Genomic DNA, 16097 nt, shown 5'->3' with positions numbered 1-16097 from the left:
GTCGGGTGGCTCAGACCACCGGGGCGGGGTAGGTCGGGTACTCCACCCCGGACACATGCTGGACGACGCGGATGACCTGGCAGGAGTAGCCGAACTCGTTGTCGTACCAGAGGTAGAGGATCGCGTTGTCGCCCTCGACCTTGGTGGCACCGGCGTCGATGATCGAGGCGTGGCGCGAGCCGATGAAGTCGCTCGACACCGCGTCGGGGGCGCTGATGAAGTCGATCTGGCGCTTGAGCGGTGAGGTCAGCGACACATCGCGAAGGTGGTCGAGGACCTCTTCGCGGGTGGTCTCGCGCGCGAGCTGGAGGTTGAGGATCGCGATCGAGACGTTCGGCACCGGGACCCGGATCGAGCTGCCGGTGATCTTCGCCTTGAGGTCGGGAAGCGCCTTGGCGACGGCCGAGGCGGCACCGGTCTCGGTGATGACCATGTTGAGCGGCGCCGAACGGCCGCGGCGGTCGGAGCTGTGGTGGTTGTCCAGCAGGTTCTGGTCGTTGGTGAACGAGTGGACGGTCTCCACGTGGCCACGCTCGACGCCGTACTCGTCCTCCATCGCCTTCAGCGGCGGGACGATGGCGTTGGTGGTGCAGGACGCGCAGGACAGGATCTGCTCGTCCGGCTTGATCATGTCGTGGTTGACGCCATGGACGATGTTGGGCACGTCGCCCTTGCCCGGCGCGGTCAGGACGACCTTGGAGATGCCTGGGCGCAGGTGCTTCGACAGCCCCTCGCGGTCCCGCCACTTGCCGGTGTTGTCGATGAGGATGGCGTCCTTGATGCCATGCGCGGTGTAGTCCACCGACGTCGGGTCGTCGGAGTAGATCACCTTGATCTCGTTGCCATTGGCGACGATCTTGCCGTTCTCCTCGTCGACGGTGATCGTGCCCTGGAACTGGCCGTGGATGGAGTCACGGCGCAGCAGCGAGGCGCGCTTGACGAGATCGTCGGCCTGCCGGCCGCCGCCTCCGCGGACGACGATGGCGCGCAGCCGCAGGCCGTTGCCGGAACCGGCCTTCTCGATGAGCAGCCGGGCCACGAGCCGCCCGATGCGGCCGAACCCGTAGAGGACGACGTCACGTCCCTCGCGGCGCTCGATCTTGTTGGCGCCCGTGGCACCGGCCACGGCCTCGGCGGTGAACGCCTCCACCGACAGACCGCGGTCGTCGGTCCTGTACGTGGCGGCGAGCATGCCGATGTCGATCTGGGACGGGCCGAGATCGAGCGTGGAGAGGGCCTGCAGGAACGGCAGCGTCTCAGTGACCGACAGTTCGTCTCCGGCGATCTGCCGGGCGAACCGGTGGGTCTTGAGGATGCTGACCACCGACTTGTTCACCAGGGAGCGGCTGTGGAGAAGGACGTTGACGTCCCGCTCACGGTGCAGCTTCCCGATGATCGGGATCATCGACTCCGCGATCTCCTCGCGAGTGTTCCAGTTGGTGAACGAGTCCTCGTTGACAGTCACAAGTTCATCTTTCGAGCTAGGCGGTGCTCATATGGTAACCCGCCTGCACCTTTGATCAGCCAGGCGGTCCGGCCGAGGCCCCGATGGGCGCCCCGGCCGGACTCGTCACCCCCCGGGCCTAACCCTCCTCGCCGGGCATGCCCGCGCACGTCCGGCAGGGACAGTGCGGACAGCCCACGGAGTGCAGGAAGCGCGGCGGACCGGCCGTACACAGGCAGATCATGCAGGTCAGCTCGCCGTCTTCGGCGACCACTTCCTCGTACGCCACCGGGGTCATCCGGTCGTCCGCACCGATCCGCTTGTGCGGGGAGCCGACGGCCAGGATCAGGTGGTCGGTGATCGCGCCGACCGCGTGCGGGATGCCGCCCTCGATCAGCAGGGTCTGTCCGGCCTGGGTCTCGTGGATACGTCCGTCGTAGGTGATGGTGCCGATACCGGCCACCACGGTCAGGATGTGGTGTCCGGGGTGGGTGTGCGGGACGAACCCGGCGCCCGCGGGCAGCCGGATCAGGTCGGCGCCGATGGTTCCGTTGGTCACCAGTTCGCGCCCGCTGGCCGACGAGGTGCCGTGCACCGGAACCGGCAGCGGCGCGTGCTCCACGTGCAGTCCGGTGTGTTGGGGGCGGATCGCCTTCTCCGCCCACGTGGCGATCTTCAGCGGGGACTTGGTGTCCTGTTCCTGCATGTCACTCCCTCGGTTGTGAATCCCAGACGACGCCGCCCAGGTCGTGGCGGCCGGATCGCAGCACGGAGAAGCCCACCGTGGCCGGGTGGCGGGTGCGCGGCTGTCGCACCCAGGTCCAGCGGTCGGCACGGGCGGTCCCGTGGTCGTCCGCGAGACAGCGCCACAGGTAGTCGAGCGCCCATGGCATGCCGTCGGAGGTGGCGGTGGAAGCAGGGGCATGGGGCAGCAGCCGCAGCCCGCCGTCCTCGGATTCCCACCACGCACCGAATTGGGGCATATCGGGCTCTGCCGGCGTAACGCCTTCGGTGGCGCAGATCTCCGCGGCAACTGCGGCGTGTTCCGAAAGGGGCCACTGCGACCGCAGATACGCGCGCCACCGCGCCTTCTCGGCCTCCGGCAGCGGCTCCCACAGCCCGTGTGCCCGCATGTGTTCGCGCAGGAAGTCGAAGGCGGCGAAGACGGGCTCCTCGCCCGTGGGGACCGGCTCGTACACGGCGTACGGCGCGATCGCGCGCAGCGCGCGGTGCAGATCGCCGTTCAGGTCGCCCGAGGGCAGATCCGGCGAGGGTGCGGGGCCGGTGCCGAGCAGGGTCCGGGCGGTGACGGCGGCGTAGCGCAGCAGCCGTTCGTAGCGCACGGCGGAGATCCGGCGCACGGCCAGGGTGCGGCCCATCGCGGTGCGCTGCGGTTTGCCGGTGGCGGTGGCGAGGAAGCCGCCCCACCGGACGGCGGCGGGGCGTACGGCGGCCCGCTCGCACACGGCGCGCACCGCGTCGAGGGTGGCGGCGGGAGGACCGTCGGCGACGAGACCGACCTCATGGCCGAGAGCCGCCTCGGCGACGGGGACGGCGGCGAAGCGGCCGCGCAGCCCCGCGTCGTGCCAGGTGCGCTCCACATCCAGCGGGTAGTGCTTCTCGCCCCCGCGGTCGATGCGCTCCTTGGCGCGGCCCCGCAGGACGAGCAGTCCGTCGCGCAGCTCCCCGAGGTCGCCGGTGCGCAGCCAGCCGTCGGGGGTGAGCGCCCGGGCGGTGGCGGCCGGGTCGTGCCAGTAGCCGTCCATCATGTCCGGTGTCCTGATCCACACCTCGCCGGATTCGAGCCGCACCTGCGTGTCGGGCAGCGGGAGTCCGACCGGCGGGAAGCGGTCGAGGTACTGCGACGTGAAGTCCTCGCCGGTCAGCTCGGGCATGGTGAAGCTGAAGTTGACCGCTTCGGTGAGCCCGTATCCCTGGCGGAGCCTGGGCCCGTAGCGCTGGTGGAAGCGCCGGGCGAGGTCGCCGGTGAGCGGGGCGGCCGCGGTGATCAGATAGTCCAGACCGTCCGGCCAGGCGGGTGCGGCCTCCACCAGCTCCGCGAGCAGGGCGGGGACGATCGAGGCGGTGCGGGCGCCGTCCGCCGCCAGCTCGCGCAGATAGCGGTCGGGGTCGAAGGCGGTGTGCAGGATCAGCGGGGCGCCCGTGGTGTGGGCGCCGATGAGCGACATCACGAGCGCGTTGCAGTGGTACAGCGGCAGACAGGTGCCATGCGGACGGTCCGGCGCGAAGCGGTGCAGCCGCGCCGTCTTGGCGGCGTTGCCGAGGACGGCGCGGCGGCTGAGCATCACGCCCTTGGGGGTGCCCGTGGACCCGGAGGTGAACATGATGAACGCCAGCTCCGCCGCCCCGGGATCGGGCTCGGCGGGCGCGCCGGGGAGTATCCGCAGGCCGATCGGGTGCGTGCGGTCGGCGGGGGTGTCGATGACGGCTGAGGCGTCCACGCGCCGTACGGCGGCGACGAGTTCCGCGTCGGAGGTGCGCGGGTGTTGCGGTACGGCGACGAGCCGCAGGTCGAAGCAGGTGAGCAGGGCCGCGGCCAGCGGCTCGCCGTGCGGGAGCCGGATGACGACACGGGCGCCCTCGGTAAGGGCGTCCAGACCGAGCAGCTCCGCTCGGTGGCGTTGCGCCAGTTCCGCGGTGTCCAGCGGGGCGCGGTGCGCCACGGATGTCATGGGTTCTCCGTCCCTCGGGCGGTGGGGGCGTGGCGGCGCAGTTCCTCGGCGAGGATCCGGCCGAAGTCGCCGATGTGCTGGTGCTGCATGATCCGCTCGTGGTCGCTGTCCACTTCGTGGAGCGAGAGCGAGCCGGTGACGAGGGGGCGCCACGCCCTCTCCAGCGCCGGGCGGTTTCCGGCACCCGCCACATGCACCGCATCGCCGTCGAGGACGGGCGGCCGGTAGGCGCGCAGGAGCCGGGCGTTGTTCTTCGCCACCGCGACGATGCGGCCGATGTCGTCCTCGGTGAGGGTCGCGAGCGCGCTGCCCTCGGTACGGAGCAGGGCGGTGACGGTGGCGAAGTCCACCCCGCCGGGCGGGAATCGCCGCTCGTCGTGTCCTGCGGCCGTCACCAGGATGCGGTGGATCCGCTCCTCGTCGATGGGTGCGCCGGGTGCTTCGCCGCCGTCGTCGCCGTCTCCGGTGGGTGGCAGGGCGTCGACGACGCACACCAGCCCCGGTGCCACGCCCAGCTCCCGCAGCCGTACGGCCATGGCGTGGGCGACGACTCCGCCGAAGGACCAGCCCACCAGGTGGTACGGGCCGTGCGGGCGTACCGACCGCAGCTCGTCCACGTACCGCTCGGCCATCTCCTCGATGCTGGCCGGGAGTTCGCCGATGCCTCCGGGGTCCTCGCCCCGCAGGGCGTAGAGCGGATGGGCGCCGTCGACGTGGTGCAGCAGCCCGGCGTACAGCCAGCCGATGCCACTGAGGGGGTGCACACAGAAGACGGGTGCCGCCTCGCCCGTGGCGCGGTACGCGAGGAGATGGCCCCGAGCGGCGGGGGTGCCGTCGTCGAGGCGGGCGGCGAGCGTGGCCGGGGTGGCCGCTTCGAACAGGTCGCGGATGGTGGGCCGCAGGCCCAGTACCTCGCGGATGCGGGTGGCGAGCCGGGTGGCGCTCAGCGAGTGGCCGCCCAGGGCGAAGAAACTGTCCGTGGCGCCGACCCGGTCCACGCCGAGCACCTCGGCGAACAACCGGCACAGCGTCTCCTCGCGCAGCGTGCTCGGCGCCCGGCCCTCGGTGCCGCTCCCCCAGTCCGGCTCGGGCAGCGCCCGCCGGTCCACCTTGCCGTTGCGGGTCAGCGGGAGGCGGTCGAGCGTATGGAGGCGGGCCGGGAGCATATAGCCGGGCAGGCGCGCGGCGAGGTGTTCGCGTACGGAGTCGAGGTCGGCTCCGGCGGGGTCGGCTCCGGCGGGGTCGGGGGCCACGTAGCCGACCAGCCTGCGGTCGTCCGGGCCCAGGTCCCACACCGCAGCGGCGGCGGCCCCCACCTGGGGGTGGGCGGCCAACGCCGCCTCGATCTCGCCGAGTTCGACGCGGTGGCCGCGCAACTTGATCTGGTCGTCGTCGCGGCCGTGGAAGCGCAGCGTGCCGTCGGCCCGCCACGAGGCCAGGTCGCCGGTCCGGTACATGAGCGTGCCGGGCGGGCCGAACGGGTCGGCGACGAAGCGCTGCGCGGTGAGCGCCGGGCGGTGCAGATAGCCGTGTGCGACGCCCGCGCCCGCCAGATACAGATCGCCGATGGCGCCGGGCGGCACGGGCCGCAGCCGGGGGCCCAGGACGTACACGCGCGTGTTGGCGACGGGTCGGCCCAGGGGTACCCCGGGCTCCTGGGGGCCGGTGACGGGATGGCAGGCGGACCAGACGGTGGTCTCGGTGGGGCCGTAGTAGGCGAACAGACGGCAGCCGAGGCCGGTGAGCGTTTCGGCCAGCGGGCCGGGGACGGCCTCGCCGCCGATCACCGCGCGCATGCCGCGCAGCACGCCCGGCCGCCGGTCGGCCAGGGTCTGCCAGCGCGAGGGGGTGGCCTGCATGACGGTGACGCGGTGCCGGGCCAGGAGGGCGAGCAGGGCGTCCGGGTCGCGGAGCGTCGCGGCGTCGGCGACCACCGTGGCGGCCCCCGTGACGGGGCCGAGGAACAGTTCGGGCACCGACATGTCGAAGTTGGCGGGCGCAGCGGCCAGGACGCGGTCGCCTTCGTGGACATCGAGGCGGTGGCGCATGGTCGCCAGCAGGTTGGCCAGTGCCGAGCGGGGGACGACCACGGCCTTGGGGTGGCCGGTGGAGCCGGAGGTGTGGATCGCGTACGCGGCGTCGTCGGGCAGCCGGGCCGGGTCGGGTGAGGTGGCGAGTGTCCACGGCTCGCCACCGGTGTCCGGCGCGCTCAGGACGAGGGCGGGGCGGGCGTCGGCGAGCAGGGCGGCGATCCGGTCGGGCGGCAGTTCCGGGTCGTAGGGCAGATAGGCGGCCCCGGTGGACATCACGGCCAGGCACGCGGTGATGAGCCAGGTGTCGCGCGGCAGGCCGACGGCCACCAGCCGGCCCGGGCCCGCGCCACCGTCCCGTAGCGTCCGGGCCAGGTCCGCGACCCGTTCGGCGAGTTGCCGGAAGTCCAGCGTCTCCGTGGCCCCTATCAGGGCGGGCGCGTGCGGCGTACGGCGCGCCTGGGCCGTGAACAGCTCGGCCACGCCCGCCCCGGCCACCTCGTGCGCGGTGTCGTTCCAGGTGGTGACGGTCCGTCGCTCCTCGTCCTCCGTGAGCAGCGGCAGGTCCGCGACGGCGCGGCCGGGGTCGGCCACGGCGGCACGGAGCAGCCGGTCCAGCCGCTCGTTCAGCGCGTCGGCCGTGGGCCGGGTGAACAGGTCGGCGTTGTACTCCAGCACCCCGGACAGCCCCGCGGGCGCGCCGGCCGCGTCGTACTCCTGCTGAAGGCTCCACAGCAGGTCCAGACGGGCCCGGTCGCCGTGCACCGGCACCTGCCGCGCGGTGATCCCCGGCAGCTCGATGTCGGCACGTCCGGTGTCCTGGAAGGCCAGCATCACCTGGAAAACGGGGTGGTGCGCGGTGGAGCGCGGCGGATTGAGGAGCTTCACCAGCTGCTCGAACGGCAGCTCCTGATGCTCGAAGGCGTCCAGGTCGGCCGTGCGCACCCGGCGCAGCAACTCGGCGAAGGAGGGGGTCCCCGACAGGTCGGTGCGCAGGACCAGGGTGTTGACGAAGCAGCCGATGGTGTCGTGCAGCGCCGCGTCATGGCGGCCCCCGACCGCCGTGCCTATGGGTATGTCCTCGCCCGCGCCGAGCCCGGACAGCAGGGCGCCGAGCGCGGCGTGCAGCACCATGAACACGCTCGCCTCGTGTTCGCGGGCGAGGACGGTGAGCCCTCGGTGCAGTTCGGCGTCGAGGGCCAGCTCCACGGTGCCGCCGCGGTGCGAGGTGGCCGGCGGGCGCGGGTGGTCGGCGGGCAGGGGCAGCAGCTGCGGGATGCCGCTCAGGGCGCGGGTCCAGTACGCGGTGGCGGCGTCGGTGGGCAGCTCCCGCTGCCAGAGGGCGAAGTCCGCGTACTGCGCGGTGAGCGGCTCCCACCGGGGGGCGTGGCCCGCGGCCCTGGCCCGGTAGGCGGCCGACAGGTCGCGGGTGAGCGGGGTCAGCGACCAGCCGTCGGCCGCGATGTGGTGCGGCAGCAGCAGCAGGACGTGCCGGTCCGGGCCCAGCACGTACAGCGTCGCCCGCAGGGGCGGCTCCGTGGCCAGGTCGAAGGGGCGGGCGGCGTCGGCGGCGAGGCGTTCGGCCAGGCCCGGTCCCTCCGCCTCGGCCACCTCGACGGTCTCGAAGGGCGGTTCGACGGGGGTGATCACGCGCTGCCAGGGCTCACCGTCGTGGACCTCCACCACGGTGCGGAGGATCTCGTGGCGCGTCAGGACGTCCATGAGCGCGGCGCGCAGCGCCTCGGTGTCCAGCGGGCCGTCGAGCGTGAAGGCGAAGGGCATGTGGTACGTCGGCCCGGCGTCCTCGAAGTGGTGGAGGAACCACAGGCGGCGCTGGGCGAACGACAGCGGGACCCGGGCCGGGCGCAGTCCGGGGCGCAGCGGCGGGCGCCGCGCCGGGCGTCCGGCCGGGGTTCGGCGGGGCTCGCGCTGCGCGGTGACGCGCGGGGCGAGCGCGGCCACGGTGGGCGCGTCGAACAGCGTGCGGATGGCGAGGTCGACGCCGAGGCCCGCGCGGATCTTGTTGATCAGCTGGGTGGCGAGCAGCGAGTGTCCGCCGAGGTCGAAGAAGCCGTCCTCCACCCCGACTTCGGGTACGCCGAGCGTTTCGGCGAAGGCGCGGCACAGGAACCGCTCCAGCTCGGTGGCGGGCGCCCGTCCGGCCCCGGCCCGCAGCCCTTCGGTGGGTGCGGGCAGCGCGCGGCGGTCGAGCTTGCCGTTGCGGGTCAGCGGCAGCCCGGCGATCGGCACCACGAAGCCGGGCACCATGTATCCGGGCAGGTGGTCGGCCACGTGGTGGCGCAGCGCGGCGGGGTCGAGGCGGGTGTCCGCCGTGGCGGGCACCGCGTACGCCACGAGCCGGGTGCCGCCTCCCGCGGGGTCGTCCTGGGCGATGACCGCGGCCTGGACGACGTCGGGGTGGCGCTCCAGGGCGGCTTCGATCTCGCCCGGTTCGATCCGGAAACCACGCACCTTCACCTGCTGGTCGGTGCGGCCCAGGTACTCCAGGGTGCCGTCCCGCCACCGGCGCGCAAGGTCTCCCGAGCGGTACATCCGGGCGCCGGGCGGGCCGAAGGGGTCGGCCACGAAACGGGTCGCCGTCAGCGCCTCCCGTCCCAGGTAGCCGCGGGTCACACCGGGGCCGGAGAGGTAGATCTCGCCGGGGCAGCCGGGCGGCACGGGCCGCAGCGCGTGGTCGAGCAGGTACAGCCGCAGGTCGGCGAGCGGTTCGCCGATGGCGCTGCGGGTGTCGGCGGGGTCGGTCAGTTCGGCGTACGTGGAGTGCACGGTGGTCTCGGTGATGCCGTACATGTTCACCAGCCGGGGGCGGCCGTGGGTGCCGGGGCCCTCGGGATACCAGTGGCGGACGCGGCGCGGGTCCAGCGCCTCCCCGGCGAAGACCACGACGCGCAGCGCGTGCCGGGGCGGGCCGTCGGCCTCCCGCCTCATGTCGGCCTCCGCCTGGGCGAGCTGGTAGAAGGACGACGGCGTCTGGCACAGCGCCGTGACCTCCTCCCGTACGAGCAACCGCCACATCTCGCGCGGCGACCGGCTGACGGTGTGCGGCACGACGACGAGCCGCCCGCCCCGGCCGAGCGCCGCCCACAGCTCCCACACGGACACGTCGAACGCGTACGAGTGGAACAGGGCGTGCACATCGTCCGGGCCGAAGCCGAACCGCTCATCGGTGGTGTCCAGCAGCCGTACGACGTTGTCGTGCGTGACCACGACGCCCTTGGGGGTGCCGGTCGAGCCGGAGGTGTGGATGACGTAGGCGGCTGTGTGCGGGTCGGTACATCGGCCGAGGTCACCGGCGGGTCCGGTGGCCAGGGCGGCGGCCGTCTCCGGGGCGTCCAGCAGCAATCGGTCCCGGCCGGGCGGCAGCAGGGCCGCGGTGTCGGCCGTGGCCACGGCCAGCGGCGGGTCGGTCTCGTCGAGCACATGGCGGACGCGCTCGGGCGGGGTGGCCGGGTCCAGCGGCACATAGCCCGCGCCGGACTTGAGCACGGCGAGGACGGCGGTCACCAGGTCGGCGGCGCGGGGCAGGGCGAGGGCGACGAGTCGGCCGGGGCCCGCGCCGTGGGCGATGAGCAGCCGCGCGAGGCGGTTGGCCCGCTCGTTCAACTCCCGGTATCCGAGGGTGTGTTCGCCATCGGTCAGTGCGGGGGCGCCGGGCCGCAGCGCCGCCTGCTGCTCGAACAGCGCGGGCAGGGTGGGGCCCGGTGGCCGCGCGACGGCCGGGGGCCGGGGCGTGCTCGCGGCGGTCGGGGCCCGGGGTGTCCGCTCGTCCGGCAGCAGCAGGCCGATGTCGGCGAGCCGGGCGCCGGGCGCGGCGGCGATGCGGCGCAGCAGCGCGCCGAACCGGTCGAGCAGGCGCCGGGCGGCGTCCGCGTCGAGGACCCCGGTGTGGTGGTCGAGCCGCAGGCCCAGTCGCGTTCCGTCGCCGGGGAGGACGATGAGCGACAGGGGGTAGTGCGTACCGTCCATCACCCGCAGTCCGGCGATCTCGATGCCGGGCGCGACATCCCGCAGGACATCGGCGTCGATCGGGTAGTTCTCGAACACGACCAGGGTGTCGAACAGTTCGCCGTGTCCGGCCAGGCGCTGGAGCCTGGTGAGATCGGTGTACTGGTGCTCGACGACGGCGAGCTGCTGGTCGCGCAGCGCGCGCAGCGTCTCCTCGACGGTGCGGGAGGGGTCGAGGCGGACCCGGACCGGGATGGTGTTGATCAGCAGGCCGACGATGTTCTCCACACCGGGCAGCTCGGGCGGGCGGCCGGAGACCGTGGCGCCGAAGACGACGTCGTCACGGCCGGTGTGGGCGCCCAGCAGCATCGCCCAGCCGAGCCGTACGAGGGTGTTGACGGTCAGCCCGTGCGCACGGGCCGCCTGCCGCAGCGCGTCCGTCACTTCGGCGTCCAGCTCGGCGTCGGCCTGTCCGTGGTGGCCGGCGCCGTCCCGGCCGCGCTCTCCGCCGACCAGGGTGGGGCCGTCCAGCCCGGCCAGGACACCGCGCCACGCGGCCTCGTCGGCCTCGGCATCGCGGGTGGCGAGCCAGTCCAGGTAGGCGCGGTACGGCGTGGCGGCCGGGGGCGTGCCGCCCGCGTAGAGGGTGAACAGCTCCCGGACCGCTATCGGCCAGGACCAGCCGTCCAGCAGGATGTGGTGGGCGGTCAGCACGAAGACATGGCGCCGCCCGGCGGCCCGCAGGAGAGTGGCGCGCAGCGCGGGCGGCTGGGCGAGGTCGAAGCGCACACGCCGGTCCCGGTCGAGGAAGGCGGCCTCCTCCTCGGGGGACGCCACCCGCTCCTCCCGCCACGGAACGTCGATGTGGTCCGGCACCCTCTGCACGGGCCTGCCGACGGCGTCCGGCCGGAACCCGGCGGCCAGATTCGGATGCCTGCGCACCAAGGCGCGCAGTGCCTCACGCAGCGCCGTGGCGTCGAGTTCGCCGGTCAGCTCGAAGACGAACTGGACGAGATACGGGTCGGCTGCGCCGTCTTCGCCATGGTCGTACTGGGAGTGGAACAGCAGCCCCTGGGCGAGGGGCGCCAGCGGCAACGCCTCGCCCTCGCGGTCCGCCCCGCCTGCCGCGGGTGCCGCGGGTCGCTCGTCCGCCCCGGCGGCCAGCGCCGCGAGATGGTCGAACCAGCGCCCGGCCAGGTCCGCCATGGGCGCGTCGTCCAGCAGGCGACCGGCCCAGGACCACATCGCGGTGAGCCGGGGGCCTTCGGGGTGGTCGACGATGACGGAGTCGAGTTCGACGGCGTGTGCCAGCGGCAGCTCCGGCGACGCGCCGGAGCTGAGGACGCTCCCGTCCGGGCTCCAGTCCCGCTCGCCGTCCGCCTCGAAGCGGCCGAGGTAGTTGAAGGCGATCCGGGGCGGTGCGGGTGCGGCCAGCCGGGTGGCGGTGTCCGGGTTGAGGTGGCGCAGCAGGCCGTAGCCGAGGCCATGGGCCGGTACGTCGCGCAGTGCCGCCCGGACCCGGGCCACGGCCACGTCCCAGGGCGTGTCCCCGTCTCCCGCGTCGAGCAGCACCGGGTGGATGACGGTGAACCAGCCGACCGTACGGGACAGTTCGAGACCGGCGGCGAACTCCTCCCGGCCGTGGCCCTCCAGGTCCAGCCCGACGGCGCTCTCCCCCGCACCGCGCCAGTCCGCGACGGCCCGGACGAACGCGGTCAGCAGCAGGTCGTTCAGCGAGGCGCCGAACGCGGCGGTGGCCCGCTCCGCCAGGGCCGCGGTCAGCGCGGCCGGAAGGGTGCGGGTGTGGTGGCGGCGCGTGGCCTCGGTGTCCCGCGCCGGGTCCGGGCGCGGCTCGGCCTGGAGGTGGCCGACCGCGTTGGCGACCTGGGTCCAGTAGGGGAGTTCGGCCAGGACCGACGCGTCCCGGGCATGCGCCGCCAGCGCCCTGCTCCACCTCCCGAAGCCCGTGCCGACCGGCGGCGGCGCCGGGGTCCTGCCATCGGCCAGCGCGCGCCAGCCGTCGCGCAGGTCGTCGAGCAGGATCCGCCACGACACCCCGTCGACGGCGAGGTGGTGCGCGGTGAGGACGAGCGTGCCGGGCCGGTCGGCTCCGGCGTCGAACCACTCCGCGTGCACGACGCGCCCCTCGGCGGGGTCCAGCCGCTCTCCGGCCCGCGCGGCGTGCTCCCGTACGGCGGCCTCCAGCGCCAGCCGGTCGAGGCCGGACGCATCGTGCCGGACCAGCTCGATCCGGCCATGGGGTTCGGTCCGCAGCTCCCAGGAGGAGTCCCGCGCCACCAGCCGGAGGCGCAGCATGTCGTGCCGGTCGAGCAGCGCTTCGAGGAGCGTGCGCAGCTTCGCCGTGTCCAGTGCGGCGGGGGTGCGCAGCGCCATCGACTGCGCGAACCCGGTGACGGGACCGCCGCGTTCGCGCAGCCAGTGCATCACGGGCGTCGGCTCCACCGCCGGATCGGTGTCGGTGGCGGTGTCGCCCGGGGCCGGGACGTTCGGGCCCATGGGCAGCGGGGACCGGTCGGCCAGGGCCGTGGCCAGCGCGGCGACCGCGGGGTGGCGGAAGACGTCCTGGGAGGTGACCGGAAGTCCTGCCCGCCTGGCCCGGCTGACCAGGTGGATCGCCAGGATGCTGTCTCCGCCCAGGGTGAAGAAGCCGGTGTCCGGCGGGATGTCCTCCTCGCCCAGCACCTCGCGGAACAGCGCGGTGAGCGTCTCCTCGGTGGGCGTGCGGGGCGGCCGGGCCGCGCCGCTGCCGTCCGCGCCGCCCGGCCGCGTGGTGGCCGGTGCGGGCAGTGCGGCGCGGTCGAGCTTGCCGTTGCGGGTGAGGGGGAGCCGTTCGACGGGGACGATCGCCGACGGCACCATGAACGCCGGAAGGTGCTCGGCGGCGTGGCGCTTCAGCGTGTCCGCATCGGCCTCGTCTTCCGTTTCCGGCCGCGCGGTGACGACGTACGCCACGAGCCTGCGCTCGCCGGGCCGGTCCTCGCGGAGCACGGTGGCGGCGCGGGTCACGGCGGGGTGGCGGCACAGCGCGGCGTCGATCTCGCCGGGTTCGATCCGGTAGCCGCGCAGTTTGACCTGGCTGTCGGCGCGGCCCGCGAAGTCGAGGGTCCAGTCCGGGTTCCAGCGGGCGAGGTCGCCGGTGCGGTACATCCGGGCGCCGGGCGGGCCGAACGGGCAGGCCACGAAGCGCTCCGCCGTACGGAGCGGCGCGCCGAGGTAGCCGCGGGCGAGCCCGGTGCCGGAAAGGTAGACCTCACCGGTGCCACCGGGCGGGACGGGCCGCAGCGCGTCGTCGAGGAGATGCACACCGGTGCCGTCGAGCGGGGCGCCGATGGGGATCGAGGCGGTGTGTCCGGGGAGGTCGCCCACCGGGTGCCGGGTGGCGAAGACGGTGGTCTCGGTGGGTCCGTAGCCGTTGACGACGGCGGGGGCCCGGCGCCCGGAGCGTACGCGCCGTACGGCCTCGGGGGCGACCACGTCGCCGCCGGTCCACACCTGGCGGACACCGGCGAGGCAGTCGGGGTCCTCCTCGGCGACCGCCGCGAACAGGCCCGCCGTCAGCCACAGGCCGGTGACGCGGTGCGCGGCGACGACGTCGCGCAGGACGCCGAGGTCCGTACGGCCCGGCGGGGCGATGACGATCTCGCCGCCGGTGAGGAGCGGCACCCACAGTTCGAGGGTGAGCGCGTCGAAGGCGTGCGGGGAGTGCAGCAGCACCCGCTCCGCGCCGCCCTCGTCCCACCAGCGGTCGGAGGCGAGCCGTACGAGATTGGCGTGGGTGATCGCGACGCCTTTCGGGGCGCCGGTCGAGCCCGATGTGTACATCACGCACGCGAGTTGCTCCGGGTGCGCGGTCGGCGGAACACCGTGGCGCGGGGCGGACGGCTCGTCGCCGAGGACGAAGGTGCGGTGTCCCCGGTCGCGGAACCACGTGGCGATGTCGTCGTCCCGGGTCGTGGCGTCGGTGATCAGGAACCGCGCCCCGGCTCCGGCGGCGATCGCGGCCAGGCGGCTCGGGCCGTCCGCGCGGTGCAGCGGCAGATACGCGGCGCCCGCCTTGGCCACGCCCAGCACGGCGACGACGAGATCGGGCGAGCGCTCGACGAGAAGTACCACCGGCGTCTCGGCGGTCACGCCCGCCTCGGTCAGCCGGGCCGCGAGGGCGGTGGCGCGGGCGTCGAGCTCCCGGTAGGTGAGCCGTTCGCCGGTCGCGGCCGAGGTGACGGCGAACGCCTCGGGCGCGGCGGCTGCCTGGTCCTGGAACCTCGCGAGCGCGGTACGCGCCGGACCGGTGTGCCGCTGCGGCCGCCCGCTGCCCGCCGTCCCGATCCGGTCGGACTCGGCGGCCGAGGTGACGGCGTAACGGGCCACGGGCGTGCCGCCCGGCCGGGTGGCGGCCTGGCGCAGCACGCTCAGGAAGCGGTCGCTGGCGTCGCGCAGCAGTTCCGGGGAGTGGTTGGCCGGGTTGGCGTCGGCGTCGAGGGTGAGCGGGCCGTCGCCACGGTCGTACGCCACCAGGGACAGGTCCTCCGACGGCGGCGCCTGGAGGTTGTGCACGGTGGCGGTGGCGGGCCCGAAGCGCAGCCCGTAGGCGAAGCGCTGGATGTTGAGGACGGGCCCGAAGAAGCGGCGGCCGTCCTGGGGGTATCCCAGGTCGCGGCGCAGCTGTTCGCCCCGGTAGCGCTGGTGCCGCTGGACGAGGGCGATCGCCTCGTCGGCCCGGGCCGCCAGGTCCGTGAAGGGGGCGGCGGGGTCGACGGACAGGCGCAGGGGCAGCACGTTGGCCGCCATCCCGGGCACCTGTCGGCTCTGCTCGCTGACCCGCCCGGTGACCGGCAGGCTGAGGACGACGTCCCGGCTGCCGGTCATCGCGTGGACGAAGACGGCGGTCGCGGCGATGACCAGCCGCGACCAGCGCTGCCCCATGTCCTCGGCGGCCGCACGCAGTTGGGCGAACTCCGCCTCGGGCAGGGTACTGGTCAGCCGCAGCGAGGCGGCCGGTACCGGGGCCGGGCGCGGGGCCAGGCTGAGGAATTCCGGGCGCCCTTCCATCTGCCCGAGCCACCACCGCCGGTCGGCCTCCCACTGCGGTGAGCCACGGTAGGCCCGCTCCTCGTCGAGTACGGCGCGGAGCGGGCTCCAGCCGGTTCCCGGGACCGGGCCGACGTCGAGGAGGCTGCCGTAGAGGTCCGCGACGCGGCGCGAGAAGAGCGTCATGCCGAAGCCGTCGAGGGCGATGTGGTGCACCCGGGTGAACAGCAGATGCCGCTGGTCGCCGACTTGCAGGACCGCGCCGTCGAACAGCTCGCCCTCGGCCAGGTCGACGGGCCGGGACAGCTCCTTGCGCATCCAGGCGAGGGCCGTCTCGTACGGGTCGGGCTCGTGCCGCAGGTCGCGCACCGGAAAGGGGACGGAGCGCGGGGGCACCAGGTGCTGGACCGGCCGCCCGTCCGGCGCCTCGGTGAAGCGGACGTGGAGGGCTTCGGTCTCGCGCACGGCCTGCCGGACGGCGGCCACGAGGACGCCGGTGTCGAGCGTGCCGGTGATGTCGGTGTACTCGCCCCAGAGGTACGGCGAGGAGAGGTCGGGCCGGGACCGCTCGGCCAGCCATACGCCTGACTGCGCCTCGGAAAGGGGGAGTTCGGGGCCGGTTTCGTCCAGGGCCATGGGGTTCCCGCCCGGTCGCCGTGTGACGACCTCAACGTAGAAGTGGCTTCACAGGGCGATTTGCATCAGTCGTCGGGCTGTTCGGGCACGGGGCCGCTGGGCGGTGGTCCGATCTTGTCCGGTCGCCGGAAGACTAACAGGGGAGTAAAGTCATCGCAAAGGGATGGCAATGGAGAGGATCATCACTCCGCCCCTCGGGATTGCGGTGGCACACGGCAGATCGCGGCAGCTCACGGCCCTGGGACGGCAACTCGGCCACGAGAAAGGCCGATTCGCGCC

Annotated in this window: 4 protein-coding genes; all 4 read right to left on the bottom strand. The window is 73.9% G+C overall.

The features are described 5' to 3' along the window. Positions 1-10 precede the first annotated feature (10 nt). The 4 genes from ACZ59A_RS15445 to ACZ59A_RS15430 all read right to left on the bottom strand — a co-directional run bounded on the left by ACZ59A_RS15445 (position 11) and on the right by ACZ59A_RS15430 (position 15818). Entirely contained in the window at positions 11-1465 is a 1455-nt protein-coding gene (locus tag ACZ59A_RS15445; RefSeq protein ID WP_470958534.1) for a glyceraldehyde-3-phosphate dehydrogenase, read from the bottom strand. 118 nt (positions 1466-1583) lie between these two features. After that, on the bottom strand, positions 1584-2150 hold the full coding sequence (locus tag ACZ59A_RS15440; RefSeq protein WP_470958531.1) for a cupin domain-containing protein: 567 nt from the start codon (positions 2148-2150) through the stop codon (positions 1584-1586). Between the two features lies 1 nt (position 2151). Continuing rightward, positions 2152-4137 carry a class I adenylate-forming enzyme family protein gene (locus ACZ59A_RS15435; RefSeq protein WP_470958528.1) on the bottom strand — a complete coding sequence of 662 codons (1986 nt, stop codon included), beginning with the start codon at positions 4135-4137 and terminating at the stop codon, positions 2152-2154. Continuing rightward, the gene (locus tag ACZ59A_RS15430; RefSeq protein ID WP_470958526.1) at positions 4134-15818 is read right to left on the bottom strand and encodes an amino acid adenylation domain-containing protein; all 11685 of its coding nucleotides are present in this window, start codon (positions 15816-15818) and stop codon (positions 4134-4136) included. Before ACZ59A_RS15430 ends, ACZ59A_RS15435 begins: the two co-directional genes overlap by 4 nt. Positions 15819-16097: the final 279 nt, after the last annotated feature.

Source organism: Streptomyces sp. NPDC040405, assembly GCF_055595765.1.
Note: the sequence above shows the minus strand (reverse complement) of the source record. Positions and strands in the feature narration are given on the sequence as shown.